21 protein-coding genes are annotated in these 25,569 nt (G+C 63.9%); 8 read left to right on the forward strand and 13 right to left on the reverse strand.

From position 1 onward, the window contains the following. Positions 1 to 2: 2 nt before the first annotated feature. The 7 genes from RFM40_RS21725 to RFM40_RS21755 are packed head-to-tail and all read left to right on the forward strand — an operon-like array spanning position 3 to position 5,875. On the forward strand, positions 3 to 1,163 hold the full coding sequence (locus RFM40_RS21725) for a HEAT repeat domain-containing protein (protein ID WP_320278188.1): 1,161 nt from the start codon (positions 3 to 5) through the stop codon (positions 1,161 to 1,163). A gap of 11 nt (positions 1,164 to 1,174) precedes the next feature. After that, complete coding sequence (locus RFM40_RS21730) at positions 1,175 to 2,212, forward strand: DUF2169 family type VI secretion system accessory protein (RefSeq protein WP_320278189.1); 1,038 nt, start codon at positions 1,175 to 1,177, stop codon at positions 2,210 to 2,212. Continuing rightward, positions 2,209 to 3,231, forward strand: a complete 1,023-nt coding sequence (locus RFM40_RS21735; protein WP_320278190.1) for a hypothetical protein — start codon at positions 2,209 to 2,211, stop codon at positions 3,229 to 3,231. The genes RFM40_RS21730 and RFM40_RS21735 overlap by 4 nt, the downstream gene beginning before the upstream one ends. Positions 3,232 to 3,233: 2 nt before the next feature. Continuing rightward, complete coding sequence (locus RFM40_RS21740; RefSeq protein ID WP_320278191.1) at positions 3,234 to 3,620, forward strand: DUF4150 domain-containing protein; 387 nt, start codon at positions 3,234 to 3,236, stop codon at positions 3,618 to 3,620. 9 nt (positions 3,621 to 3,629) lie between these two features. Continuing rightward, complete coding sequence (locus RFM40_RS21745) at positions 3,630 to 4,196, forward strand: hypothetical protein (protein WP_320278192.1); 567 nt, start codon at positions 3,630 to 3,632, stop codon at positions 4,194 to 4,196. A gap of 36 nt (positions 4,197 to 4,232) precedes the next feature. Then, a complete protein-coding gene (locus RFM40_RS21750) occupies positions 4,233 to 5,144 on the forward strand; it encodes a type VI immunity family protein (protein ID WP_320278193.1) in 912 nt (303 codons plus the stop codon). Continuing rightward, the gene (locus tag RFM40_RS21755; protein WP_320278194.1) at positions 5,144 to 5,875 is read left to right on the forward strand and encodes a hypothetical protein; all 732 of its coding nucleotides are present in this window, start codon (positions 5,144 to 5,146) and stop codon (positions 5,873 to 5,875) included. Before RFM40_RS21750 ends, RFM40_RS21755 begins: the two co-directional genes overlap by 1 nt. A gap of 392 nt (positions 5,876 to 6,267) precedes the next feature. Here the strand turns inward: RFM40_RS21755 and tagF are convergent, their stop codons facing one another. Genes tagF through tssA form a run of 13 tightly spaced genes read right to left on the reverse strand, consistent with a single transcriptional unit; the run spans position 6,268 to position 22,380 of the window. Beyond that, the gene (tagF, locus tag RFM40_RS21760) at positions 6,268 to 6,813 is read right to left on the reverse strand and encodes a type VI secretion system-associated protein TagF (protein ID WP_320278195.1); all 546 of its coding nucleotides are present in this window, start codon (positions 6,811 to 6,813) and stop codon (positions 6,268 to 6,270) included. Beyond that, positions 6,795 to 10,337: a type VI secretion system membrane subunit TssM gene (gene tssM / locus RFM40_RS21765; protein ID WP_320278196.1), complete on the reverse strand. Its 3,543-nt coding sequence runs from the start codon at positions 10,335 to 10,337 to the stop codon at positions 6,795 to 6,797. Before tssM ends, tagF begins: the two co-directional genes overlap by 19 nt. A gap of 1 nt (position 10,338) precedes the next feature. Next, positions 10,339 to 11,667 carry a type VI secretion system protein TssL, long form gene (gene tssL / locus RFM40_RS21770; RefSeq protein ID WP_320278197.1) on the reverse strand — a complete coding sequence of 443 codons (1,329 nt, stop codon included), beginning with the start codon at positions 11,665 to 11,667 and terminating at the stop codon, positions 10,339 to 10,341. Positions 11,668 to 11,671: 4 nt separating this feature from the next. Then, entirely contained in the window at positions 11,672 to 13,006 is a 1,335-nt protein-coding gene (gene tssK, locus RFM40_RS21775) for a type VI secretion system baseplate subunit TssK (RefSeq protein ID WP_320278198.1), read from the reverse strand. Between the two features lie 37 nt (positions 13,007 to 13,043). Then, complete coding sequence (tssJ, locus tag RFM40_RS21780) at positions 13,044 to 13,496, reverse strand: type VI secretion system lipoprotein TssJ (protein ID WP_320224375.1); 453 nt, start codon at positions 13,494 to 13,496, stop codon at positions 13,044 to 13,046. Between the two features lie 3 nt (positions 13,497 to 13,499). Further along, positions 13,500 to 14,954 (reverse strand): type VI secretion system-associated FHA domain protein TagH, encoded by a 1,455-nt coding sequence (gene tagH / locus RFM40_RS21785; protein WP_320278199.1) that lies wholly within the window; start codon positions 14,952 to 14,954, stop codon positions 13,500 to 13,502. After that, positions 14,954 to 16,015: a type VI secretion system baseplate subunit TssG gene (gene tssG, locus RFM40_RS21790; protein ID WP_320278200.1), complete on the reverse strand. Its 1,062-nt coding sequence runs from the start codon at positions 16,013 to 16,015 to the stop codon at positions 14,954 to 14,956. The genes tagH and tssG overlap by 1 nt, the downstream gene beginning before the upstream one ends. Further along, positions 15,979 to 17,853 (reverse strand): type VI secretion system baseplate subunit TssF, encoded by a 1,875-nt coding sequence (tssF, locus tag RFM40_RS21795; protein ID WP_320278201.1) that lies wholly within the window; start codon positions 17,851 to 17,853, stop codon positions 15,979 to 15,981. The genes tssG and tssF overlap by 37 nt, the downstream gene beginning before the upstream one ends. Position 17,854: 1 nt before the next feature. Continuing rightward, positions 17,855 to 18,610: a type VI secretion system baseplate subunit TssE gene (tssE, locus tag RFM40_RS21800; RefSeq protein ID WP_320278230.1), complete on the reverse strand. Its 756-nt coding sequence runs from the start codon at positions 18,608 to 18,610 to the stop codon at positions 17,855 to 17,857. Continuing rightward, on the reverse strand, positions 18,597 to 19,079 hold the full coding sequence (locus RFM40_RS21805; RefSeq protein ID WP_126101675.1) for an Hcp family type VI secretion system effector: 483 nt from the start codon (positions 19,077 to 19,079) through the stop codon (positions 18,597 to 18,599). Before RFM40_RS21805 ends, tssE begins: the two co-directional genes overlap by 14 nt. 50 nt (positions 19,080 to 19,129) lie before the next feature. Next, on the reverse strand, positions 19,130 to 20,635 hold the full coding sequence (tssC, locus tag RFM40_RS21810) for a type VI secretion system contractile sheath large subunit (protein ID WP_320278202.1): 1,506 nt from the start codon (positions 20,633 to 20,635) through the stop codon (positions 19,130 to 19,132). 3 nt (positions 20,636 to 20,638) lie between these two features. Then, positions 20,639 to 21,175, reverse strand: a complete 537-nt coding sequence (gene tssB / locus RFM40_RS21815) for a type VI secretion system contractile sheath small subunit (RefSeq protein ID WP_320274113.1) — start codon at positions 21,173 to 21,175, stop codon at positions 20,639 to 20,641. Between the two features lie 5 nt (positions 21,176 to 21,180). Further along, positions 21,181 to 22,380, reverse strand: a complete 1,200-nt coding sequence (tssA, locus tag RFM40_RS21820; RefSeq protein ID WP_320278203.1) for a type VI secretion system protein TssA — start codon at positions 22,378 to 22,380, stop codon at positions 21,181 to 21,183. Between the two features lie 345 nt (positions 22,381 to 22,725). Here tssA and RFM40_RS21825 point away from each other — a divergent pair, with 345 nt between their 5' ends. Further along, complete coding sequence (locus tag RFM40_RS21825) at positions 22,726 to 25,569, forward strand: type VI secretion system ATPase TssH (RefSeq protein ID WP_320278204.1); 2,844 nt, start codon at positions 22,726 to 22,728, stop codon at positions 25,567 to 25,569.

Consider the following 25,569-nt stretch of genomic DNA (forward strand, 5'->3'; position numbering starts at 1 on the left):
CGATGTCGGGTAACTCATCACATAGTTGGCAGAGCGAAAAGAGACCCGCGATACCGGAAATCGTACGCGGCCATATCGAAAACGGGGCAAGTCTCTGGGTCCAATATCAGGAACTACGCGAAGCGCTTCCTGAAGATGACATCATCGTTCAGCGCGCCTGGCGCCGGTTGTCCGCAAACCTGCGTGGCGCCGAACTGTCCGGTGATCTTGGATGGGAACTGTCGCTCGCCCAAGCCGAAGATTTTCCGGAGGCTGGAGAATTCTTCATTCTCACATGGCTGGCCCTGGTGGTTTCGGACCGTCAGCGGGTCGGCAAGGTAATCGATCTGGTCGCCGACAATCCCGAATCGATTGTCGGTGTGAATGGTGCGGTCACCCTCGCACCGGCAAAATGGCTTTCGCCTTTCGTGCAGGGTTGGCTGGAATCGCCGCAATGGCCTGCGCGAGTGGCGGCGCTTGCCGCATGCGCGCGGCATGGGCAAGATTTGGGTTCCAGACTTCCTGTTCTGCTTTCAGACCGGCATCCGGAAGTCAGGATGCATGCAGTTCGTCTTCTCGCCCGAACAGGCGTTTTCGAGCCGCAGTTGCTAGCCGAGTTGAAGATCGACAAAAATCCGAACGTTCGGCTGGAGGCAGCTCTTTTGCTCTCTGAGTCCGGTGATCGCGAAGGGGCGCTGGAGGTCCTCAAGGCATTGGTCGAAGATCCGAAGACTGCGGACGCTTTGGCGCAACGGGCTCTCGACCGGGCGGCAACGCTGGCTGACGATGACGAAATCCAGGACTGGGTGCGCACGATGCTCGCGAAAGGCGAGCTCGATGCGCAGGCCATTCGTGTCGTCGGGATCCATGGCGATGCCGCGTCATGGCCGTGGCTGATCAGCCAGATGGAAAACGGGGCGACAGCCGAAATCGCGGGATTCGCCGCCTGCGACATGCTGGGTTGCGAGTTGACCATCGGCACGTTTTTCACGGACGATCCTATGCGGGTGTCCGATGAAGTCGCCGCGCAATATGATCTGGATTTCGCCATACTTCCGGACGTCCAGCAGTTTCGGATCGCGCTGGCTACCGAACGATTGTCGCCTCTGCTTGGCGAGGAGCGATCGCTGCGGGCGCGGACCCTCGATCGCTACCGCGCCGAAGCGCGTAGCGCTACCGCCTGAGCGTCTGACGTATGTGGATCCTCAACAACAATACCCCGTTCGCCGCCAACCATACTTTCCTTGCCGACCGCGAGGGCGCGGACAACTATGTGCTCTGCGTCAAGGCGACCTACGACATCGACGATGATGGCCTGTGCCAGCCTTCACGGGTGCAGGTGCCGCCCGACTATGCTCCTCGACACCTCGACCCGTCGAAGCCTTCAACCATGCTTGGCGACACCGACTTCGACTTCATGAAACCCGGAACCGACATCCTGGTGATCGGAAATGCGGTCAATCCCGACCCGGAGTCCCGCCGGGAGGTTGATATCGGCTTCAGCGTCGGGTCGGTCAGCAAGCGACTGCGGGTTGTCGGCGAGCGTATCTGGCTTCACGGCGCGGTGTCTCCCGTCCTGTCTGCGCCAGCGCCGTTCAGGGAATTGCCTGTAGTTTGGGAAAACACCTTTGGCGGCATCGCGTGGCCGGAGGACGGTAGCCATGTCGATTCACGGAACCCGATTGGCACTGGACTCGCAAGCGGAACCAAAGGAATTGAAGGCCTGAAGGCGCCGTCGGTTTTCGTTCTAGGCGAAGCTTACTCGAGTTGGAACCATCGGCCGCGACCTGCTTCCTTCTGTGCCATCGAAAGACATTGGATGCCCCGCCGTCAGTATGCGGGCACATACGACGATGACTGGGTCAAAAATCGCGCGCCGCTTTGGGCAAGAGATCTCGATGACCGCTACTTCATGGCAGCACCCGCGGACCAACAATGCTACCCCTACCTCAACGGCAACGAAGAGGTCCGGGTCATCAACATGACCACCTCCGGCTTTCTGGGCTTCAAACTTCCAGTTTTCCGCCCCTATGCCGACCTCACCATCAACAGATCCACCAAGCAGATGAGGCTGCATATCTCAACGCTTACGATATTCCCGACGCAGCGGCGATTTTCCGTCAGTTGGTCAGGATCGCTGAACTGTCAGGGATACCGCGAACGCATCTTGAGCATCGACGTCTGGGATAAGCCCGTCGTTCGTGCAATCTCCGTTTCCGGAAGCCGTTCATGAGCGAAATCGTCGCCATGGGAGCCTGTACCCCTATCGGTCTTTGGGCAGAGGCCGCCGCCGCTGCGTATTTCAGCGAGATTTCCAGTATCCAGCTTCACCCTCGCTTCATCGATGCTGGTGGAGAGCGCGTCAGCATGGCCTTCGTCGAGGCAGTCGAAAGTACACGCGAGGCGGATAGAATGGCGGAACTCGCCCTGGCCGCCATTCGCGACATGCTCACCCAACCGGATGGGGGAGGTCAGGAAGCGGACCTGCTACTGTCTCTGCCTGCCTACCGGCCCGGATTTGGTCCCGAAGACGCGCGTGCGCTCGTAGAGAAAATCAGAGGCTCGGTCGAATCTGCATTCTCGCTCGGAGAAGTGGTGACGGGCCAGTACGATCAGGCTGGCGGCGTCATGGCGATCGCCACGGCAATGAACCGGATCGCCAACGGCGGCCGGCGCCATTGCATCGTCGTCGCCACAGACAGCTACATCGGCGCCGACTCGCTGGACTGGATCGAGGCGCACCAGCGTCTCAAGACGGATACCAACCCCTTCGGTTTGATACCAGGCGAAGCGGCGGCCGCGATGCTTGTGGGACCCGCGACATCGCGGAACCGCGTGCAGGTAATCGGCGGCGGGCTGAGACGGGAGATCGCAGATGAGTCGCCGGGACCCTATCTCGGCCGGGCATTGTCGCGCGCCTTGCTTGATGCGACAGCCCCCCTTGCCCAGCGTGAAACGCCGATCCGACATCTGTTTGTGGATTTGAGCGGCGAGATCTGGCGTACGGACAGTTTCGGCAACGCTCTTACGAGGGCTTCTTCGCGGTTTGCACTGGGCGAAAGCTTCAATGTCACGGCAAATCGCGTTGGCGAGACCGGTGCGGCCTTCGGAGTGCTGGCAGGGATCCTAGCTGCAGTCGGCCGCAGGACCGGTATGCTTGAGGGACGTTTCGCCTGCATTTGCGGATCTGCAACGTCCGGCGGTGCAAGAGCCGCTGTCCTGCTGGACCTGGGAGAAAGACCAACAAAATGAGCGTGACAGTCGCGATCAACAATCTCAGCCTTGCGCATAAGGGCTCGAACGGCATTGCGATGGCCACGGCGCCCGATGTCTGCAAGACCCCCGCGCCTCCGGCACCTCCCGTTCCCCTGCCCTATCCGAATATTGCTCGGTCGGACTCGCTCAGCGGCGGCACGACGACCGTGAAGGCGGATGGCGGCAACATGTGTGCGCATCAGCCGTCGAAGTATGCGAGCAGCAATGGTGATGAGGCCGGCACCCTGGGCGGGGTTGTATCCAACGTCAACATGAAGGCCGCCGAATGGATATCCTTCTCGTTCGACGTGAACCTCCAAGGCAAGGGCGCGTGCAGGCTTTCGGACAAGATGACCAGCAACAACAAGAACACGGTCTGCCTCTAGGACGCTTCGATGCCAAACGTACAGATTCCGCTTGCAGGCATGACCGGGGAACAGATGATCGCATGCGTTATCTCATGCTGCGACGAGAAGGCATACCCGTTCAAAGCAAAGCGGGACGCCGCAGCAAGCTGCCAGCGAATGGCGAACAGAAAGCATTCCTGCGTTGCTCACCAGCTGCGCGAAAAGACGGAGTCTGGCAAGCTGACGACCAAAAATCGCGCCGCGGACAAGGTGCGCGCCTCGCCCCGGCAGGAAATCAAAGGGCAAATGCGCATCCCCGACACCGTGGTGAAGAATCCCAAGACCGGAAAGTGGGACATTGTCGACGCCAAATTCCCGTGCGACTCTAAAGCGCTCAACAAGAAACTGGATCCACAAGGCACCGGTCAGGCAGGCCGCGCTACAAAGTTGTCAATGAAATCCATCGGCAAATCGGGAAAATCGATGATGACCGCAAAAGAAAAAGGGGACTACAATGACTTCAAGGTCGACGGCCAGAAAGTAGACAAGGTGCGTTGTATGACGCCGCAGGACGCGCAAGCCAAAAAGGGCAATTGTGACTGCACCAATGTATAGTCTTTGCGGAAGGACGTAGGCGTGGAACCGTCAAGTTTGGAACTTGAATCCGAAGGGCTGCACGAAGTGCGCCACGTATTGGCTATGAATTTTTTCATTGCTGGTCCGTTGCGGGAACAGGCCTCCGCGTTTCTCGCCGCTTACCGGCGCTGGATTTCGGTCGTCGGCGAGAAACGCTTTCGGTTTTACGCGACCGAGACGATGAGCAAGCATGCCAAGGTTAACGCCAAGACCCTAGAAATGCTGCCTTCCTGGCTAGCGGAAGCTGGCGCCACCCGAGAATTCATATCGATCGAACTGAAGGATGGCGAAGCCTACAATGATACGCCGCGCTGGATGTTCAAGGTGCACTCGGAGGAAGCGCAATTTGCCGACCCGGAATTCGACCGCCTTGCGCTTCTTCAACTGACCGTGCCAGCTGATGAAGGGCTGCATGAAGTCATACAGGATTACTTTTTCGACACGTGCCATTCGCTGCCGGTTCGATATGCCGCCGCTGGACATGCTCTGCAGACGTCGCCTTATTTCGAAGAAGAGAGCCAGTCCTTCGCGTGGGCCAAATCGATACGCCATCCTGGTCTCGATCTGCTAGTGGGGATCAACGATCTCTGGGCAGTTGGCCGCGATGGCGTCAAAACTGTGAACTGGCTGACCATGATCGACACGGAGTTGGCCGGCGAGCTTGGGGGCACTTCCACGCTCGCCCGATCCGTTTCCAATCCGGTATCCGTGACCGAGCTTCCAACGGGGCTGGTGTTTCGAGCCGACAAGCTGCCGCAACTGGGCGACGTCAATCGGGGTGACGCTCTTCCCGGCTACAAACAGGTGGATCAGCTGCTGCGCCCGCTCATCGAGCGCGCTGAGTCACTTGCGAAGAGCTTCGACGTGGAAACCGACGACGGCACCGCCACAGAGCGCTGGTATAATCGGTTCAACACGGCAAGCTGATGCGCGTCATTCTCCCCGGTCAGCCCGTATTGGACGGACGTTTCCTGTTTCAGGCAACCGCCGCTGAAGCCGTCGATGGCGCCGAGATCCTTGAGATGTTGAGCGCCGTTGCCGACATCGGCGCGCGGGGTGGTTTCACTGCGGGAGCGATTGCGCCGAAGTTCGTCGTCCACAGGACGAATTTCGATACGCACACGTTTCGAGCCGATCTCGAAATGGCCGCCATCGACGGTCGTTTCCTGGAGTGCCTGCGTTCGAGCTTGGTGGCGTCCGGAAAAACTGATGCGTATATCGCTCTGGAATTACTGGCCGCTGCGAACGGCAACCGGCACGAATTGCCATATCCCGACGAGGTTGACGGTCGCCCGGTTTACCCGGCGCGTCGCATTAGGCTCCAGTTCGTGTTGACGATCGACGCTACGATAACGTCGCGAATGCGTCGTCTCGTGCTGACAATGAGAGGCCCTCAGTCCCCTACCGAAATAGCGGCCGTCGAAGACTGGATAACTCCATGGGCCAACGCTTTGGTAAACGGAGCGTTTGTACTGCCGCATATTGATCCGGAGATTGCCGCTAATGTGTTCGGCGGCGTCCAGCTCTTCGAAGAAGACTCGATTGAAATCGTCGTAGACAGGTTCGACTCCTCCGAGGAGGCCTTCGATGTGCTGATCAATATGCTCGATCGCTTCGCGAGCGATCACGCGGCCATTCGGCGCGTTGATCTATATTGACGTTACGCAATGCCGAGATTGAGCGGCTATGTCTTCATGAAGGCGTGGCATGACGGAACTTTTGGGGAGCGATATGGCATGATCGGACCTGCCTTTTTTCTCCGCGCTCCATCAGATTGGCACATCTTCAACAGAGGTCACACATGCTTAGCTTGGCCTTCCGTTCCAATGATCAGGGATGAGGCGATTTCTCGACGTCGCCAGTGAAGACTGTGAATTCTGGATCCCCGGATGTCTTCTCGCATGAAATATTGTGTGAAATGCATTCTGCAACTTCATCGGCCGTGCAGGGGCTTATCGACAAAGAAGTTTGCCGGGGATCATCGCTTTTAGAAAAGTACGAGAACAGCTCTTCGCAGCTGGCGGATAGCCCATCTGGTTCCAGATCTGCATCAGCTGGTCTCCCAACTCGTTGCGAAAATCTGCTCCACCGTCTTCTGCGGCTCCTGCGCATCGACATCGAAAATGTCCGAACGCGCGGTCCACATCACCAGATCGTCAATGAAATCGCCGTGTTCCGCTTCGACACCCGGCACTGAGAGAGCAGCCAGCGCTGCATCGAGTTCATCTGGCGCTAACTCGCCTCGTTGGGCGGCAAAGGCTGCTTGCTCGATGCCTTCGAACCAGGCATCGGCATAAGCCAGCTTCAGCGGCGCTTCGGCGAGCCGTGCGACGACGCTGAGCGGAAACCGCCTGCCGACCCTGTCGGCGCTCTGCACGATGATGCCTGCAGAGGCGCCGAAGGAGGCAGGGCCACTCAGGAAGCGCAAGGCAGTGTCCGGCGCCCAGGCGTCGAGACCAAACAGCGGGACGATGTGCTGTGCCAGCCAGCGGTCCCAGACGCGCACGTAATCCCCCGGCAGCCGCCGCGTCACGAAATCGCCGGTGGCGGGCATCTTTCCGTAGAAGCCGGGCATGTTCAGATCTGCGGCGGACATGTGAACTTCTTGAACATCTCGAGCGTGTACGGATTCTCGACGCTGGCCGCCTTGAGCTCGAAATCGGCGTACATGCCTTTCGTGCCGAGCCGCAGGGTGTAGACGTCGGTGAGCTTGGTCCCGGCGAATTTGCCGCCGCGCAGCATCCTCAGCCACGCCCAGCTGCCGGTCTCGTTGAGCATCACCTCGGGCGAGCCGTCGACCGGCTGGAAGGCGAGCGAGATCACTCCCGTCCCGTCCTTGCCGGGCCACGTCATCGGCTGCGGCCTCGTTGCATTGTTGTAGTAGACGAGGTTCTGGCCATCGAGGTTGAGCGTCACGCGCCCCACGTTGGGCGACAGGTCCTTCGGCTCCAGCGTGAAGTTCATCACCGGGCCGGTGCCGCCGGGAAAGAGGTCGTCGCGGATGTGTCTTGCCTGCTCGAACGCCGCCAGCGCCGCCGGGTCGAGGCCGAAATCGGCGCGCCATTTCCACGGCTGGCTGGCCGTGTCGACATAGTTGATCAGATGGTCGTTGATGAAGGCGTCGATCAGGCCGGCGGGACCGAAGAGCCGCTGGAAATCGCGCACATTCACGTCCACCGCGCTCTCTGGGCTGAACGGATATCGGTTGTTGAGCGCGGCCTGGCAGAAGGGCAGGATGTCGGCGCGCCAGATGGCGTTGAGCTCGTTGGTGACGGCCTTCTGCGACAGGCCGCTGGTGTCGCCGGCAATCCCGCCCAGCCAGTCGTTGATGGGCGAGGGCAGGATCTGCGCCTGCCGGGCCACCGCGCCCGTCAGCTCGGCGAGGCCTCCCTGCTTCTTGATGGCGTCCTGCGGGTCGGGATTGGCTGTCACCGTCTGCAGCACGTTGGACAGCGCCGTCAGCGCGACGACCGCTGCGTCGAGCGCCGGCGGCTGGCCGTCGACCTCCGCGATCGTGCCCTTCAGCGGCTTGAAGTGCTCGGCCACCAGGCTGCCGGTCATGTCGACCTGATCGGCCGAGCCAGCGCGGGGCAGGAGTTTCGCGCCCGTCTTCACCACCTTGCCCAGCTTGCCGAGCTTGGAGAGCAGCTTCGAGCCGGTCTTGGCGGCGGCGCCGCCCTTGTCATCGGCCGGCGCTTCGTCCGACCGGGTCAGGTCGGTCTCCTGCACCACCGCCGTCAGCAGCCGCTTCAGTGCGGAATCGGCGCTCGAAAGGTCCTTGAGGTTTTCGCTGGCGACATTGAGGTCGCTCAGCGGCGCCAGCCGCATGTCGCGCAGGAAGCTGTCCCACTGCGCGATATAGTCGTCGTAATAGAGTTTTAGAATGTCTTCGGACAGCGCCGAGACCGAGGTCTCGGAGTTCTCCGAGCAGCCGCCGGCGAATACCGCCCGATCGAGCGCCGCCTGCGCGGCCACATCTTCGACCCGGTCGAGGACGGCGTCGTGGAAACCGGCATAGGTGAAGGCGCCGGGAACGCCGACGCGCAGCGTCTTGTCGGACCGGCGCGCGAACACTTTCGCGCCGTTCGGTCCGGCGAAATTGGCCGGCACCCATTCCTTGACGGCCGCCACTTCCGGGTCGGCGAGCAACTGCTTGTAGGCGCGCTCCGGCAGCGAGATCGTGCACACCGTCTTCAGCGCCTCGGCGACCAGCTCCTTGTCCGGTGCGATGTAGCTGTCGTCGACCGCCATGCGGCGGATCGCGGCAAGCTGATGCTCTTCGGCGTCGGCGGTGGGGAAGGGCGGGGCGGACGCGAATTCCGGCAGGCTGTTCACCCACCAGTTCTGGACGAAGTCGGTGTCCATCTGCGACAGGCCCGTCATCATGCGATAGGTCTTGAGCGCCCCGAGCATGAAATCCGGATCGCGGATCTGCCGCCACATCGTGGCTTCCAGCAGCGCGACCATATGCGGCTCGAGCACGTTGCGCAGTGCGTGGTCGTAGGTGTCGGTCTGCGCGCGCACGAGCTCGGCCGAAGCGGTTGGCCCGACGAAGTTGTGAACCGCGTCGGGCGGCGTGGTGCGGGCCGTGGCCACAGCGTCCATCGCGGCCAGCGCTCCGTCCATCGTCGGCTGCTCCACCGACGCCGGCGTGGCAGCGACTTCCGTCAGCGGCGCCTGCAGCGCCTCGAACTGGCCGGCCTGCTCGGTGATGGCATTGCGGTTGTCGAGATAGGACCAGGTGAACAGTCCGCCGGCGAGCAGGGCGGCAAGCGCGCAGGCGGCCGCCGCGACGCGCCAGATCCAGGCGCGGCGGCGCTGCGCCAGCGAGTCGAACGTGCCCAAGCCGGCTTCCTTGAAGATGACTTCGGTCAGGAGATTTCTCAGGAAGAAGCTTCGTTTCTCGACGCGTGGAGCCAGCATCGCGCGGCGTGGCGGCAGCCCGAAGGAGGAGGACAGCGCTGCCGTCAGCCGGTCGATCGGCGCGCCTTCCTGGGTCGCAGACGTCAGATAGAGGCCACGCAGCCAGGCCGCCTCCTCGTAGCGGCTCTCGCCGAACATCGCCTCGACCAGCACCTGGACCGGTTCGGAGAGGCTTGCGAGCTGAGCCGGGAACCGGAAGATTTCGGCGCGAGCGCCGAGCTTGTCCTCGTACTCGAGGCGTGGCACCAGCCGACGTTCCAGTTCCGTTGCGAGCGCGGCCAGCTCCTTCTCGATGGTCTTGGCGTCGACGCGCGCGTCGAGCGCGAAGGTCGTTCCCCAGACTTGCTCGCGAGCGGCGGTCGACAAGCCGCCGAAAAAGGCTTCGAACCCTTTGATCAGGTCGGCCTTGGTCAGCATCAGATAGACGGGAAGGCGGATTTCCAGGCGGTCGTTCAGCTCCGCCAGCCGGCGGCGGATCTTGCGGCCATGCGCCTTGATCGCTTCGTCGCCTTCCGAGAGTACGTCGATCGACAGCGCGACGATGACGCCGTTGAGCGCCCGCCGCCCGCGATGCTTCTTGAGCAGATCGAGGAAGCCCAGCCATTCGGTCGCGTCGACATCCGGTTGGCTTTCCTGCTGGACATAGCGGCCGGCGGTGTCGATCAGCACCGCGTTCTCCGAGAAGAACCAGTCGCAGTTGCGCGTGCCGCCGACGCCTTGGAGATCATCGGTGAGGTCGATCGGGAAGTTGAGGCCCGATTGCCGCAGCGCCGTCGTCTTGCCGGTGGCCGGCGGTCCGACGATCACATACCACGGCATCTCGCGCAGGAATTTGCGGCCGCCGAGCTTGCGCCGCTTGAGCTCCGCCATGACCTCGCCGAACTTGGCGCCGACCGCCGCGACGCTCTCCTCGCCCGGGGTGAGCTGCTTTTCCTGGACAGGCGCGGCGATCTCGGCGACGAACATGCGGTTGGCGCGGATCGCGCGGCGCTGTGCGATGATCAGCCAGATCAGCCACAGGATGATCAGCCCCGCGATAATGGCGATGCGCACATTGTCGGATTCGAACGGTGCATAAGGGCCGACCTGAACGATCGGGCCGAACACCCAGATCAGCAGCGACAGCAGCGCGATGCCGATCAGCGTCCAAAGGAAGCGCGAGGTCAGCACGGCCCAGAGGAAGCGCAGGATGAACATCTCAGAGCCTCTTCTCGACCAGAACCTCGACACGCCGGTTGAGCGCGCGGCCCTGACGCGTAGAGTTGTCGGCCACTGGATCGGTATCGGCGCGGCCTTCGGAATGGATGCGCTCCTGCGGCACGCCGGCCTGAACCAGAAGGTTGGCTATGGTCTCGGCGCGCGCCTCCGACAGCCGCTGGTTGGACGAAAGCGGGTTGGATTTCTGCAGGCGCACATTGTCGGTATGGCCGACGACGGTGACGTTTCCGATTAGCTCCTGATTGGCGAGGATCACCTTGGCGATCGACTCGACCAGCGGTTCGTAGCCTTGTGTGAGCGTCGGCCGCGACGACTGGAACAGCTCGGGGTTGGAAGACTGGATGACCAGCTTGGCAAGCGACACGCTCTCGGTACCGCTCAGCGCCCCCTTGAGGCTATCCGGCGCCTCGGCCTTGAATTCCGGCAGCAACGCGAAATCGACCGGTTGCGGCGGTTCGGGTTCGGGTGCATCGGGCTTGGGCGCGGCGCGGGTAACCTCGCCTCGGGAGGGAGGCGGCAGCGTGCGCACCAGTGCGGTAAGCTCGACCGCCTGGCCGCTCAGTCCCATCGACAAGCCGATATAAGCGGCGGCCGCGATCACCACCGCCGCCAGCGCCATCACCCAGATCGGCACGATGAAGCGCTGCGGCTCGTCGGAAGCGATCACGCCTTTCCAGTTCGGCGACAGCGGCGCGTCTTCGGCGTCGGCATTGCGCAGGAAGCGGGCCGCCGCCACGCGAACGGCGTTGAGCGAGCGGTCGCCGGCGCGGCCGGGCACGCGATATTTGCCGCGGAAGCCGAGCGCCAGGCAGTAATATTGCAGCTCCAGCATTTCACGGTCGCGGTTCGGGTGCCGCTCCAACTCGTCGAGACGCGAGAAGAACTGCGTGCCGGCATCGACGTCGCCGCGCAGCATCACGACCAGCGGCTGGCGCGGCCATGCGCTGGCGCCGCCCCATGGCGTGTTGAGCGCGAGATCGTCGAGCAGAGCCGCCACCGCCCAGGCGGCCTGGTCGGCCCTTTCGAGCGAGGAGCCGGCTGCCATCGCGGCATCGCGCGCCCGGACCAGTTCGTCGAGCAGCCGCGTGCGCATCACTTCAGGGTTCTCGGGCGCGAGCGCGCTTTCGAGCTCGGGGGCGAATTCGAGCAACGGCGCGAATGTGTTGATCAGTATGTTGGGATGGGCGCGCGCCAGCTTCACCGGCGCGGTTGGCATCAGCGGCGCCATCGGCCGCGGCGACGCACCCGTCAGCCTGATGCGCGTGCGTTCGCGATCCTCCGACAGTCCGAAAGGATCATCCCGGCTCATGGCCTCACCTGTTCACCGAATAGCAGTCGACCTGCGGCTCGCTCGGCAGGACACCGGAAACGCCGATGACGAAGCCGGGGGCGTCGAGCAGCGAGGCCCAATGCTCGCTCTTCTGGTCCAGCTCCAGGCACAGCCGGTCGCCGTCATAGGGGATCTCGCGCGGCTGCGAATGCAGCGGCTTCAGCGGAATGCCGGGCAGGCGCGACTTCCACAGGCCTTCGAATTGGTCGGCGGCGCCGACGGTCGCCTGGTTGACGAAGATTTTTCGCAACGCCTCTTCGGACAATTCCGATCCGACCCGGATGACGATGCGGCTTGCGACCAAAAGCTTCGGGTTGTCGATGCGGACCTTCCAGACATTGGTCGCATGCCGCATGACCGGCAGTGCACGCGATTTCGGCTCGATGTAACGCAGGCTGAGGATCAGCGAACGCAAGGCGTCGGCAAGCGCCATATAGGCCGGGCCGGGCGCCATGTGGTCATAGGCCGGCAGTTCGCCGAGCCGGCGCGAGCTGGAGCCGTAGGTCGCCATCTCGCCGGCAAGCCCGGCAAGCTCAAGATAGAGCTCGGCCGGATGGAAGACGTCCTGCGCCAGCATATGCGCAAGCCGCGGCTTGGCCGCATTGGCAAGGTGGAGCATCAACAGGTCCTCGACGCTACGGCCGGGTCCGCCCATCACCATCTTGCCATGCGCCTCGGCGATCTGGTCGAGGCCGGTGACGACCTCCTGCAGCAGTTGCCGGTACCAGGCGACCGCGCCGGTGATCAGCGTCGGCGGCAGGAAGCTCTCGTCGAGCGAGACGCCGCCGTCGGCGCGAACACCCTTGATGTCGGCGATCGGCAGCGCAGTATAGCCGCCGACCGATTTGCCGGGTGCGAGCAGCACTGCCTGCGGCCGGGCGATCTCGATCTCTTCCGGATCGGCACCGCCCTGGACGGCATCGCGCACCGAAACGATCTTGCCGTGATAGCGCGCGCCGGTCGACGCGGCATGCGCCGGATCGAAACCGACGCCGCCGGGCGGTTCGAGCGGCAGCGCGACCAGCACCGGCCCGGCGCCGGTGTCGGCCGTGACCGGCAGCGGCTTCGGCGCGTCCATCAACTCCGGGATGGCAAAGGGCGTGCCGTCCGGGAAGATGCCCCGCGCCGACACGATGGAGACCTGGCCGGCGTCGAGCAGCGACTGGTCGAGCGTCAGTTGCTGGAAGCCGAACGTATGGAGCTGGCCGGCCTGCAACGCGCCGCGCACCATCCCCTCGAAGAACCGGTCCTGCTGCTGGAAGTGCTGGGTCCTCAAGAAGAGCCCCTCGGACCACAGCACCCTGTTTGCGTCGCTCATGCTGCTACTCTCTGCATTGCCATTCGTTGTCTCGCCGTCAGGCGGAAATACCGCCGCTGCCGAGCGAGACGTTGATGGTGAATTTCGACCCCGGCGATACCGATTTGGTCGTGCGCCAGTTGCGTCCGCCGGGCTCGCGGATGAGCGCGACGAAGCCGAGTGCCGTCGCGTTCGGCTCGACGGTGATGGTCTTGGCCGCGGTCTTTCCCGGCGCGACGGAGATCGTGTCTGATCCGATGAGATCGGCGCCGAGCGCCGAGCCCGCATCGCCCTGCAGCGCGAAATAGTCGGCCGAATTGAACTTGCCGGTGCTGCTCAGCCGCATCACCAAGACAGTAACCGGCCGATCGCCGCCGCCCGGTCCCGGATTCATGCCGGCGCCACCGGTCACATTGACCGAGATAACCGATGGTTTCGGCGGGCCGCTCTGGCAAGCTGCAAGCAGCCCCGTCGCGCCGAGGGCAACGATGAATTCGCGTCGATCGATCATGTCCTACTCCTCTTCGTAAGCATCCCTGAAGTCCGCGCCGATCTCGCCGAGAAAACTCGATTCCGCGCTTTGGGCGATGTCGCGATGGCGTTTCTGGTAAAGCTCCCACAGCTTGGCGTTGCGCCCGCCCGAAAGCAGGTTGCCGATCGCCGAATTCGATTTCAGCTCTTCTTCGATCGCGGCCGGATCGAAGCGGTCGATCATGCGCCGCAGCGCCGCCTGCACCCCGCGCCAGGCGCGCACATGGTGCTGCGCGAGATCGCGCACGGCGTCCGAGATCGCCGCTTCGCCGGACAGAAAGCCGGGACTGCGCTCCGAGATGATGGTGACGATGACATCCTCGACCGTCGGCAGGAATTTGAGCGGATTGACCTCCGAGGCCCCGACCATCGTCTGGGCGACGCGCGCGCTTCCCTTTTCCTCGGCGCGTTTGCGCAGGAGCTGCATCAGGCCGTCCAGCATCAGCCGGTATTCGCGGCCGAATTTCTCCATTTCGGCGATGGCATCGCGGCCGGGAAAATCGGCTTCCTCGACACCCATGCCGCGCAGGAACGCAGCGCGCAGCGCCATCTCCGTCGCAGGCGCCACGTGTGCTGGGCGGGACGGTCTGGGGGCCGGAGCGGAGCGCAGCGGAGGCTCGACCGCTTGGCTCGGCATATCCCAGGGATGAGCGGCCTGCGGCGGTTCGGCTTGTCGTTCGCGCTGATCAGCAGAGCCCGTGCCGTTGCTATGAGCAGGTGTCGACGCCGGCCCGAACCCAAAATCGTCATCGAAGCCGGCCGATTTCGACGCGGAATCCGCCGTGCCGCCACGAGACGGCATCTCATCGAAACCGAACGGATCCGACGGGCCGGGCGCTGCGGCATCGTTGGGCGCGGGTGTCGCCACCGGATCGAGGCTGAACGGGTCGTCGAAGGCGGGCGAGCTGCGCTGGTTGGAGGCGCGGTCGTAGGCGCCGGGCACAGGCTGCTCGAACGGGTCCGGCAGGTCGGCCGGACGCGGCCGCCGCGGCTCTTCCTCGACCTTGGCCGAGAAGAAGTCGTCGCCGCCGATGCTGGGCGGCGTTCGCGCTTCCGGCGATGACCATTGAGGTGTGGAACGGTTAGCTGCCGGCGCCTGACCGACCGACGTCTGGCTCGCTTTGGACTGGACCTCGACATAAAGCACGTAGTCGCCCATGCGGAGCCGCATGCCGCTTTGCAGCCGCGTCGACCTGCCGGTGCCGAGCGGGCTGTCGGAATCGTCTATGAACAGCCCGCTGCTCGATGTGTCGGTGACGAAGTAGCCGTCACGGCCCCCGCTGATCTTGCAGTGCGCGCGCGAGACGAACATGTCCGGATCGTCGATCTGCCAGCCGGCATCGGCGCTGCGGCCGATCACCAACTCGCCCTCGTCAAGCCTGGTCTGTCTCACCACTTGGGAGCGTGGACCCTGTTCGAGCGTCAGCAGCAGGCTCATCAGGCTGCCTCCGCCATTTCCGGCCGCCAGCCGACGATGGTGCGCAGCTTGAGGTCGTCGGCGTCTCCCTCCTCGGCGGGGCGCGCAAGCCAGGACGTTCGGCCGAGCTGGACGGTTCCGATCTTCGGCGGCGGCACGGCGTCGCGCGCAAGCACGATGCGCAAATCGACGTCAAGCGCTTCGCCGATCATATCGCACACCGCTTTCTTGAACAGGGCAAGGCGCCGCTCCCCGGGCAGGAACGACTTGAAGTCGTCGAGGCCGAGCGGCCCGACGCGCAATTCGATCCGGCTTTGACGGCTGAAGACGCGCGGGCCGATCGTGGCGCCGCGCCCGAGCGCGGCATAAGCCTTGCCGACGCGGCTCTGCAGCGCCGCCGGAATAGTGATCCAGGCAGCAACGAATTCCTTGATCTCTACCGGCACCTTGAAGGCTGTGGCGAGGAACAGCGTCAGCCGCTCGGCGCCGTCGACCTGGTTGGCGAGCGATCCGGCCTGGCGCAGCCGAACCATGTCGAGTTCTGAATCCTGGGTGCCGGGAAGGCCTATCCCCGCCATCGCTTCCAGCATGGCGCGGACGCGTCCGCCGACAAAACGTTCGACCTGCACCGCCGGATGAGCGTCGGCCCAGGCGCGGTAGTAAAGCGCGATCATCCGATGCTGGAGGATGTTGACGAAGTCGACGAAGGTTGTGTCGCTGGTCTGCTCGGCATCGGCGCCGCTGAACCAGCGCTGCGACAGCCGGTCGAGCACCCAGCGCGTCAGATACAGCGGCATCGGTCCTTCAGGTCCGAGCAGCCCGAGATTGGCGACGGTCACCCGCGCCGGAGCCTTTTCGCTCGCCTCCTGGAGCTTGACCACGTCCCTTGCCGAAAAGCTCAAGCGCACATGCTGGCCGAGCCGCGCCGGTTCGCGATTGGCCTGGCCGGAATAGCCGAACAGTCCGCCCCTCTGCTCCAGCCGGCGCATCAGCTCGAAAAAGTCGAAGCTCTCCGTGAGAGCGGCTTCGCTCTGGGCAGGCTTCGCTAGATCAGGTAGCGATTGCCGGGCGTCATCGGCCATGGCACATCCTCCTGCTTCTGCAGCAGCCGCGTGCGGGTCCGCACGAAGCCGTTTATTCCGGCATGACGGGCAAACAACCGCGCCAGCAGGGCCGAAAGCAGCAGCGTGCTTTGCCCCGCCAGCACCGACTGGTCGACATGCAGCGTCACCTCCGTGCCCCGTCCGAAGCACATCGGACCGTCGATCTTGAGCCGCTCGATGACCGGGCGCGAGTCGATGCGCGTGATCGAATGGACGTTGCGGGCAAGGCTCGGATCGCCGCGATCGGCATAGAGGTCGAGCATCGCATGCAGCGGATCGACGCCGCGGCCTTCCTTGGCGAGGCTCAGGAAGTTGAGCGAGAGCTGCGCCACCAGCCGCCAGGCGAGATTGTCGGCGCGGGATTCGCCTTCGGCGCCCGCCGGCAGAGACGCCGGGATCGCCGGCTGCGGCGGCCGCAGCGCGCCGAGCAGCCTGACCGCTTCGACCGGGTCGGCCGTCTCCAGCGTCAGCGTCGGGGTGTCGTCGAGGATCGGCAGGTCGCGGTTGGTGCAGAGCGCCATGACGTCGAGGCGCTTGAGCGGCCGGTTCGCCGGGCTCCCCGTAGGACGCGAGACAGCCAGGAAAACGTCGTCGCCCGTGTAGGAGGTGCGGGTCAGACCCTCGCGCCGCTCGTCTTCCGTTGCCCGGCGTGGGCGCCGCTCTGTCGAATAGACCCAGCCGCTGCCACGGTTCTGTCCGAGGCTGAACAGCTCCGGAATTGCCGCCTCGCTGCCTTCAGCGTCGGCATCCTCGACCCGGGTGACCCGAAAAATCTCGAAGTCTCGCGCCCGCGTCCGGTCGGTATGCACCACCTGCCGCGTCCTGCGCGGATCGATCTCGATGACGTTGCATTCCCGCTCGAAGAGATTGATGAGCGGCGTCACGAAGAGCTCGAAATCGGCCGGCGTCACATCGGCGAGCTCCGGCACCGGGCGCCGGAACAGGAAGATGATCTCGATGCCCGCATCGCATTTGCGCACCACGGGCTGCAGGCCGGCGACCCGCACATAGTGGAAGCGTTCGGGGATCATGAAATATTCGCGCAGCAGCCGGTATCCCTCGAAGGTCGGGCGGGTACGCGGCATCAATGCCTCGTCGTCGCGGATGCCGACCATTTCGGGCTCGGGCAGGGCCGAGAGCGGATTGGTCTTGCCTTCGGCCCGCGCGCCGACGGCCGAGCAGGCGCCGAAGATCGCGTCGAAGATGAGCGGCGCCTTGGTGCGCCCGGCGAAATAGAGGTCGAGACGGTCGAGCGACAATTCGCTGAGCTTGCCTTTTCCAGTCCGAGCGAACCCGATGCGAAAGGCCGCTTCGCCGCGTACGCCGCCGATCGGTGCGATGCCGGCGGCCGCCAGCGCGCTGCGATCCTGGAAATAGCTGACCGAGGTTATCGAGATCGGCCACAGCGTGACCTCTTGCGCGGTGGTGAAGGTTGAGCGCGTCGAAAGCCCCGGATGCAGGCCGGAGACCAGCCGCGTGCCGCGCGCGACGGCGTGGCCGGCGATCATCGACTGCACCTGCTGTCCAGGTTTCAGCACCGCCATTGCCGTTGCCGGCGCCGGCGTGACCAGGTCCGGATAAAGCACGTCGAGCACGGCGCGCGAGAAGCGCGAGCGCTCCGCATCGACCTTCAGCCGCGTGCGCGCGGCAAGGAAGGCCACGCCGTCGAGCAGCCGTTCGACATAGGGGTCGGGGCAAGGCACGGTGTCGAGGGAAAGATTGCGGGCAACCGCCGGATGCATGTCGGCGAATTCCGCGGCCAGCGCGCGGATATGGGTCAGTTCTTCTTCGTAATATTCCACGAAGACCCGATCCATCTCAGGTCTCCCTGAATTCGGTTCGCGCCAGGCCGTTGTCGAGGTTGATCGTGGTGCGCAGCCGCATGCGTTCCGGCGTCGGCGTCATGATCAGCACGGCATCGATCTCGATCTTCAGACCGACGCTCTTGTCGCCGAGGGTGACATTGACCGTCGTGGCGCTCTCCTTGAGACGCGGCTCGAAGGTGGCGAGCACCGCGCGGATCTCGCGCGCCAGCGCATCGCGGTCGAAGTCGCGCGACGAGCGGCCGGAAAAGGACGGCACGCCGTAGTTGACGACGCTGCGGCGCACCTCCGGAAAGTCGGCGAGCGGCGGCAGTTCGTCCAGGGGTTGTTCGTGCTCGGCATCGGAAAGCAGCGGCACGGACTCGAAGCGCTCGGTGTTGAACAAGGCCTCGATGTCGCGCCGGACGGCTTCCCTGAGCACGCGTGCCGACACCACCACGCCGCGGCTTTCGATCTCGGCGCGATGCTCGGTCTGGAAGATCAGCCGCTGCAGGCGCCGCTTCTGATCGGGGGTGAGTTCCGCATCGGCATCGATGGCGCGGGCGCTGCCGGCTAGAAGAGCCTCGACGCGCTCGGCGCCGAGTTCTTCTTCCAGCAACCGGCGCAGCCCGTCGATCTCCGAGGTCAGGCCAGGCAGGTCGTTGACGAGGCGGTCCCACAGGGAGGGCTGGACCGCCTCGCGCTTTGCCCGCGAACTGCCGGCAAGCTGCGCCTTGTTTGCGCCGGGCCGTTTGGCCTCACTTGCCGACATAGACATCCATTTCGATCTCGTCGTCCTTGTCGTAGACGAACTTGATCTTCTTGTAGGCGAAGCTGACTTCTTCCTCGATCAGGTCGGCCTCGTCGGCGGCCTGCCGCATGTCGTATTCCATGATCGAGGCGTCGGTCAGCGTCACGACCAGATAGTCGCTGGTCTCGCCGTCGATGGTGCGGCGGGCCGAAAACACCACTTCGTCGAGCGCCTTGTTCTCAAACAGCGCCTTCTTCAGGTAGGGGGAAGACTTGTCGTAGTGCTTGATGAATTTGATCATTCCCATCGAAACACGACCGCGCCGCGACAGCGAATTGGGGTCGTAAGGCGCGACCATCTTGTAGTCGACGCCATGGATTTCGATCTCGTCTTCATGGCCGTCGCGCTTGCTTGGGCCCTTGATGTCCGGCACTTTCAAAAAGCCATCGATCTTCGTCGAAGGCCCATCGGTTCTCACTGTTGTCGGCATTGTCTTTCTCCACCGCTTTCAAACGAAACAAAATGACTTTGCTTATGATTTCAGCCCTTCACTGACGGCAGTTCCGATACCAGCCGGAGCGAGGCGTTGATGCCTTCCAGCTGGTAGTGCGGACGCAGATAGAAACGGGCATTGTAGTAACCGGGCCGGCCTTCGACGCTGTCGACCTGGACCTCGGCCGCGGCAAGCGGGCGCTTGGCGCGCGCCTTGTCGTCGGCAAAGGCTGGATTGGCCAGCACGTACCGGTTGATCCATTCGGTCAACCAGATCTGCATGTCGGTGCGTTCCTTGAACGAGCCGATCTTGTCGCGCGCAATCGCCTTGAGGTAGTGCGCGAAACGCGACACCGGGAAAAGATAGGGCAGGTTGGCGCTGAGCCGCTCGTTCGACTGCGCGTCGGGGTCGACCAGCCGGCCGGCGCGTGTCTCGTCGTCCTGCAATGAATGCGCGCCGATGAAGGCCGCGAGGTCGGTGTTCTTGCGGTGCAGGATCGGCATCAGGCCGAGCTTGGCCAGTTCCGCCTCGCGCCGGTCGTCGATGGCGACCTCGGTCGGGCATTTCATCGCGATCGATCCGTCGTCGGTCGGGAAGGCGTGCACCGGCAGGTTGAGCACCGTGCCGCCGTTCTCGACACCGCGGATCTGCGTGCCCCAACCGTAAAGCTTGTGGCTGCGGTTGATGTTGACCCCCATCGGAAAGGCGGCGTTCATCCAGACATATTTGTTGTGGTCGCCGCCCACCTCTTCCTCGAAGGTGAACCCCTTCACCGGGACGGTCTCGGTGCCGTAGGGCAGGCGCGCCAGCACCCGCGGCATGGTGAGGCCGATATAGCGGGCATCCTCGCTCTCGCGCAGCGACTGCCACGAGGCATAGGCCGGGTTGTTCACGATCATCTGCAGGTCCTGCGGATTCGGCAGTTCCTGCCAGCTGTCCATGCGGAACAGGCGTGGCGAGGCGGCGGCGATGAAAGGCGTGTGCGCCGAGGCGCAGATGCCCGAGATGTTGCGCAGCAGGCCGACGTCGCGCGGATGGTTGGAGAATTCGTAGGCGCCGATGATGCAGCCGATCGGCTCGCCGCCCAGCATCGAATACTCGTCCGTATAGACCTTCTTGAAGATCGGGCTCTGGTCCCACATCTGGCCTTCATAGTCTTCAAGCGTATCGGCCAGCTGCTCCTTGGAGATGTTCATCACCCGGATCTTGAGTTTCGTATCCGTCTCGGTGTTGTTGACGAGATACCAGAGGCCACGCCAGGTGCCCTCCATCTGCCGCACTTCCGGCGCGTGCAGGATCTCGTTGACCTGCGTCGTCAGCATCTTGTCGATGCCGGCAATCAGCGACTTGATCGACTTGATCGCATTGGACGAGATCGTGGTGGTCTCGGAGCGCGATTGCGCTGCCAGCGCCAGGTTGCGCACCAGCTGCTGCAGCTTTTCGCTGTCGTCCTTCTTGACCTTGAAATCCTTTTCAAGGAGTCCGCTGAATTCGCCGAGGTCTATCGCTTCCGCCTCGGCGGTGGCGGCTGCGGTCTTTTGCTGTTCAGCCATGACTTACTCCTCGCCCTTGCCGTCATCCATCGCCTGGCTGGCGATCTTGCTCAGCAGCGGCTCATTGTTCAGAAGCTGCGCGATGCGCTTTTCGGCGTCGACGCGGCCGTCCATGAAGCCGAGCAGTTCCTCGAGCTGGCGGCGCATCTTGAGGATCTCGGCCAGTTGCGGAACCTGCTCGGCGATCTTGTCCGGCGCGAAATCGCCCATCTTCGAGAAGGTGAGATCGACCGCGAGCTCTTCGTCGCGTTCGGCGCCCTCGGCCTGAGGCAGCGTGTTCTTGATCCGCGCCTTTACGCGCGGCCCCATGGCTTCCATGAATTTCGGGAAGCGGTTGGCGTCGGTTTCGACCATGGTGCGGTCCAAAACCGACTTCATTGCTTCCTTGGTTTGTGAAGCGCCGGAAAGATCGGCCATCACGGCCATGACGAACGGCAGTTCGATCGTCGTCGGGCTGCCGTAGGTCTCAACGTCGTAGGCGATCTGCACGCGCGGCGCGCGGTTTCTTTCGATGACCTTCGCTTTGCTCTCTGCTGGCATGCTTGTTACCTTTCATCCTTCTGGGCCGGCTTCTTGGGATCGGGGACACCGGCAAGCAGCCGGAACTCCTTCAGCCCCGATGGGGCGAGATCTTCCATCAGTTCCACGAAATCCATGTGCACCATGCGGCGCACGCGGCGGGCGAGGTGCGGTATCGGGCTCGACGGCTCGGTGCGGTCATAGAAGGCGACGACCAGATCGAGGCATTTGACGACGTCGTCGCGCGAGGTGATCCGGTCCGGCAGCCCGGCGCCGGGTTCCGCATAGGTTGCGACATTTGCCATTGTCTCGGCTCCCATCGCTTGGGCTCCCATCCCATCGGCGCGACCGTTTCGGGCCGGCGCTGCCGGTTCCGCCGGTTGCGCGGACGGCTTTGTGGCGCCGTTCGCAACTGTGCCGGCGGCCGAATTCCGCTCCAGCGTCGTCTGCAAACGCTGCAGGAACCGTTTCAATTCCGGGATGGTTGGGCCGTTGCCTTCGATGCGCTTGTTGAGAGCGGCGTCGACCTCGTCGAGGGCGGTGATGGCCGCGCGGGCGTCGGCGAGCAGCGACGTCATAGCGTCGCCGGCCTGGTCGATCTGTGCCGCGCAGCCGCTGCGCACCCGGTTCAAGAGCTGGCTGTGGGCAGTCGCCAACGCCGCTTTTTCGGATGCGCCCAGTCCGGAAGCCGCTTCCTGCAGCATGACGCGCTCGTCGAGCGCGCCCTGTTCGAGATCGCGTCCGCTGATCGGTCCGACCTGACGCGGCGAAAAGAAGATCGTCTCCCGAAGGTTGGCCAGCAGGCCTTCCTGGCCGTTCTGGAGATCGAGCAGCGCATTGATGCGGCGCAGGGCGGCGTCGCGCGGCGTCGCGTTCGGCCGCAATGCCGGATGCATCGTGTCCCAATGCTGGTCGAAGGTCCTGGCGATAAGCGTCAGGCCCTGCGCCAGGCCTGCCAGCCCGTCTTCGTTGGCGAGCGCGCGCGCGACGATGACCAGCAGGCGCAAATCCCGGCCGCGGGCGCGCAGTTCTTCCGCTTTTTCGAGGACAGTCGCCCAGTCGACCGGACTGGATTGCGACGTTGGCTTGTTGTTGCCGTCGTGGACAACCTTGACTTGCGGTTCGGCCAGGCGCTCCAGCTCATGGAAAGCCGGGTCGTTGCGCAAGTCCTCTCCCGACGGATTCTCACCGTTCAGAGGATTCAGCCAGAGTGCGAGATCAATCACACTAACCCCCAGCCAGCGGCCCTGAGACCCCTATGTGACGCAACGTTATCACACGGTCTCACACTACCACAATTGAGCAGCCGCTCAAAAACTAACGGAAGCTAAACGCGACCGTCTTCTTCGGCGAAACCCATTGCGCGATTGCCGGGCCCGGTATGTGAAATGGCTCGCATAGCCCGGACGGTAATCCGGTGTTTGTTGGATGAGTTTGCAAGGCTTGTGTAACCGGGCGGTGCCGCCCGGATGGATCCAAACGCCTTATCCGTCACACGGCCCATCACACGGCTTTGTCAAGTAGCCGCTTATATGGCAGGGTACGGTCGGCAGGTTGCGGGAGCAGGTTCGATGGAACAGCGCCGGTCATCGCAGAGCTTCAAGCGTAAGGAACTGGTCGCCAAGCTCAACGCCACGGGGGTGCGCGCCTTCAAGGCCGCGGCCGACACGGCCAAGCTGCGCGGCAATCCCTATGTCGAGCTCGTCCATTTCATCCAGCAGCTGGTGCTTTCCGAGCGCTCGGATGTGCAGATGATCCTTGCCGATGCTGGAGTGGACTCAAGCCGGCTCTCGGCGGATATGACCCGCGCCATCGACAAGCTGCCATATGGCGCGACGTCGATTGAAGAGTTCTCCGATCATATCTTCCACGCCATTCAGGAAGCCTGGAGCCTGGCGGAGCTCGAATTTGGCACAAAGGACTTGCGTAGCGCCCATATTCTGCTTGCCTGCCTGAAGACGCCGGTGCTGGAAGGCCTGGTATCGAAGATCAGCGCCGAATTCGACAAGATCGATGCCGACGGCGTCATTTCCCGCTTCGCCGATGTCACCGAAGGCTCGCTCGAAGCCGGCTCACCTCCTGCCGCGGCCACCGCCGAGACGCCGATGAAGCGCGGTCCGGGCGGGGATTCGGCGCTGGCGAAATACGCCACCGACCTCACCCAGCGCGCCCGCGGCGGCAAAATCGATCCGGTCGTCGGCCGCGATCCCGAGATCCGGCAGATCGTCGACATCCTGATGCGACGCCGGCAAAACAACCCGATCCTGACCGGCGAGGCCGGTGTCGGCAAGACGGCGGTGGTCGAGGGCTTTGCGCTGCGCATTGCCCAGGGCGACGTGCCGCCGACGCTTGAGAACGTCAGCGTGCGCATGCTGGATGTCGGGCTGATGCAGGCCGGCGCCAGCGTCAAGGGCGAGTTCGAGAAGCGGCTGAAGGCGGTCATCGACGAGGTCCAGGCCTCCGAGGTGCCGATCATCCTGTTCATCGACGAGGCGCATACGCTGATCGGCGCCGGCGGTGCTGCAGGCACCGGCGATGCGGCAAACCTGCTCAAGCCGGCTCTGGCGCGCGGCGAGTTGCGCACCATCGCCGCCACGACCTGGGCTGAATACAAGCAGCATATCGAGAAGGACCCGGCGCTGACCCGCCGCTTCCAGGTGGTCAAGATCGAGGAGCCGTCGGAAGCGGTGGCCGTGCTGATGCTGCGCGGCGTCGCCGGCGTGCTGGAGCAGCACCACAAGGTGCAGATACTGGACGAGGCGATCGAGGCGGCGGTCGCGCTTTCGCATCGCTACATCCCGGCGCGGCAATTGCCGGACAAGGCGGTCAGCCTGCTCGACACCGCCTGCGCACGGGTGGCGATTTCGCAGCATGCGACGCCTGCCGAAGTCGAGGACATTCTGCGCCGCCGCCAGGCGCTGGAAGTGGAGAGCGGCATCATCGGCCGTGAGGCGGCGATCGGCATCGAGGTCGCCGACCGGCAGGCCAGGGTCGACGCCGGGCTGGCGGAAACCGAGACCACTTTGGCTGCCGCCCAGGCGCGCTGGGATCGGGAAAGGGCGCTGGTGGCCGAGATCCTCGACCTGCGCGCAAAACTGCGCGGCGAGGGCGTGCCGCTCGATGCGGCGGCGGCCGAGGAGGCAGCTGAGGAAACCGCAGCGGCCGAGCCGGCTGGGTCCGAAGCTTCCAAGGCGAGGGCGCCTGAGAGCAAGGCGGCTGACGCCAAGCCCTTGAAATCCAAAGGCTCGAAAGCCAAGGCAGCCAAAAGCGAAGCGGCCAAAACCGAGGCGCCTGTCGCAGAGGCGATTGCCGAGGGATCGGCGCGTTCCGCCGCCGACCTCGCGCGGCTGCGCGAACTGATGGCGGAACTCGTCGCGGCGCAGGGCGAGACGCCGCTGATCCTGCCGTCGGTCGACCGCAACGCGGTCGCCGCCGTGGTGCAGGACTGGACCGGCATCCCGACGGGACGCATGCTGTCCAGCCAGACCGAGAAGGCGCTCAGGCTCGCCGCCACTCTGTCCGAGCGGGTGGTCGGCCAGGACCACGCGATGGAGATGATCGCCAGGCGCGTCCAGACCAGCCGCGCCGGCCTCGGCGCCCCGGAAAAGCCGGTGGGCGTGTTCCTGCTTTGTGGTCCCTCGGGCGTCGGCAAGACCGAGACCGCGCTGGCGCTCGCCGAAACGCTCTATGGCGGCGAGCAGAACCTGATCTCGATCAACATGTCCGAGTTCCAGGAAGCGCATACCGTCTCGACGCTGAAGGGCGCGCCGCCCGGCTATGTCGGCTACGGCAAGGGCGGCATCCTGACCGAGGCGGTGCGCCGAAAACCCTATTCGGTGATCCTGCTCGACGAGGTCGAGAAGGCGCATCCGGACGTGCACGAGATATTCTTCCAGGTCTTCGACAAGGGGATGATGGACGACAGCGAGGGCCGTCGCATCGACTTCAAGAACACGCTGATCCTGCTCACTTCGAATGTCGGCTCCGACGTCATCATGGAGCGCACCAAGAATGGCACCCTGCGGACCGGGATTGACGACCTGGACACCGCCCTGCGCGCCCCGTTGCTGAAAGTGTTCCCCGCGGCGTTCCTCGGCCGCGTCGTGACAATCCCCTACTATCCGCTGTCGGATTCGATGATCGAGGCGATCGCGCGGCACCAGTTTGCCAAGATCGCGCGGCGCCTCAGGGCAACCAACGATGCCGAGCTGGTCATCGGCGACGGCGTCATGGACCTGGTCAAGGCGCGCTGCACCGAGATCGAATCCGGCGGCCGCATGATCGACGCCATCCTCACCAACACGCTGCTGCCGGAGCTCAGCCGCGGCGTGCTCAACCGCTCGCTCGAGGGCGCGAAGATGACGAAGGTGACTGTCGGCGCCTCGGCGGAAGGATTTACTTACTCGTTCGAATAG

The sequence above is a fragment of the Mesorhizobium captivum genome, assembly GCF_033977165.1.
GTDB lineage: Bacteria > Pseudomonadota > Alphaproteobacteria > Rhizobiales > Rhizobiaceae > Mesorhizobium > Mesorhizobium captivum.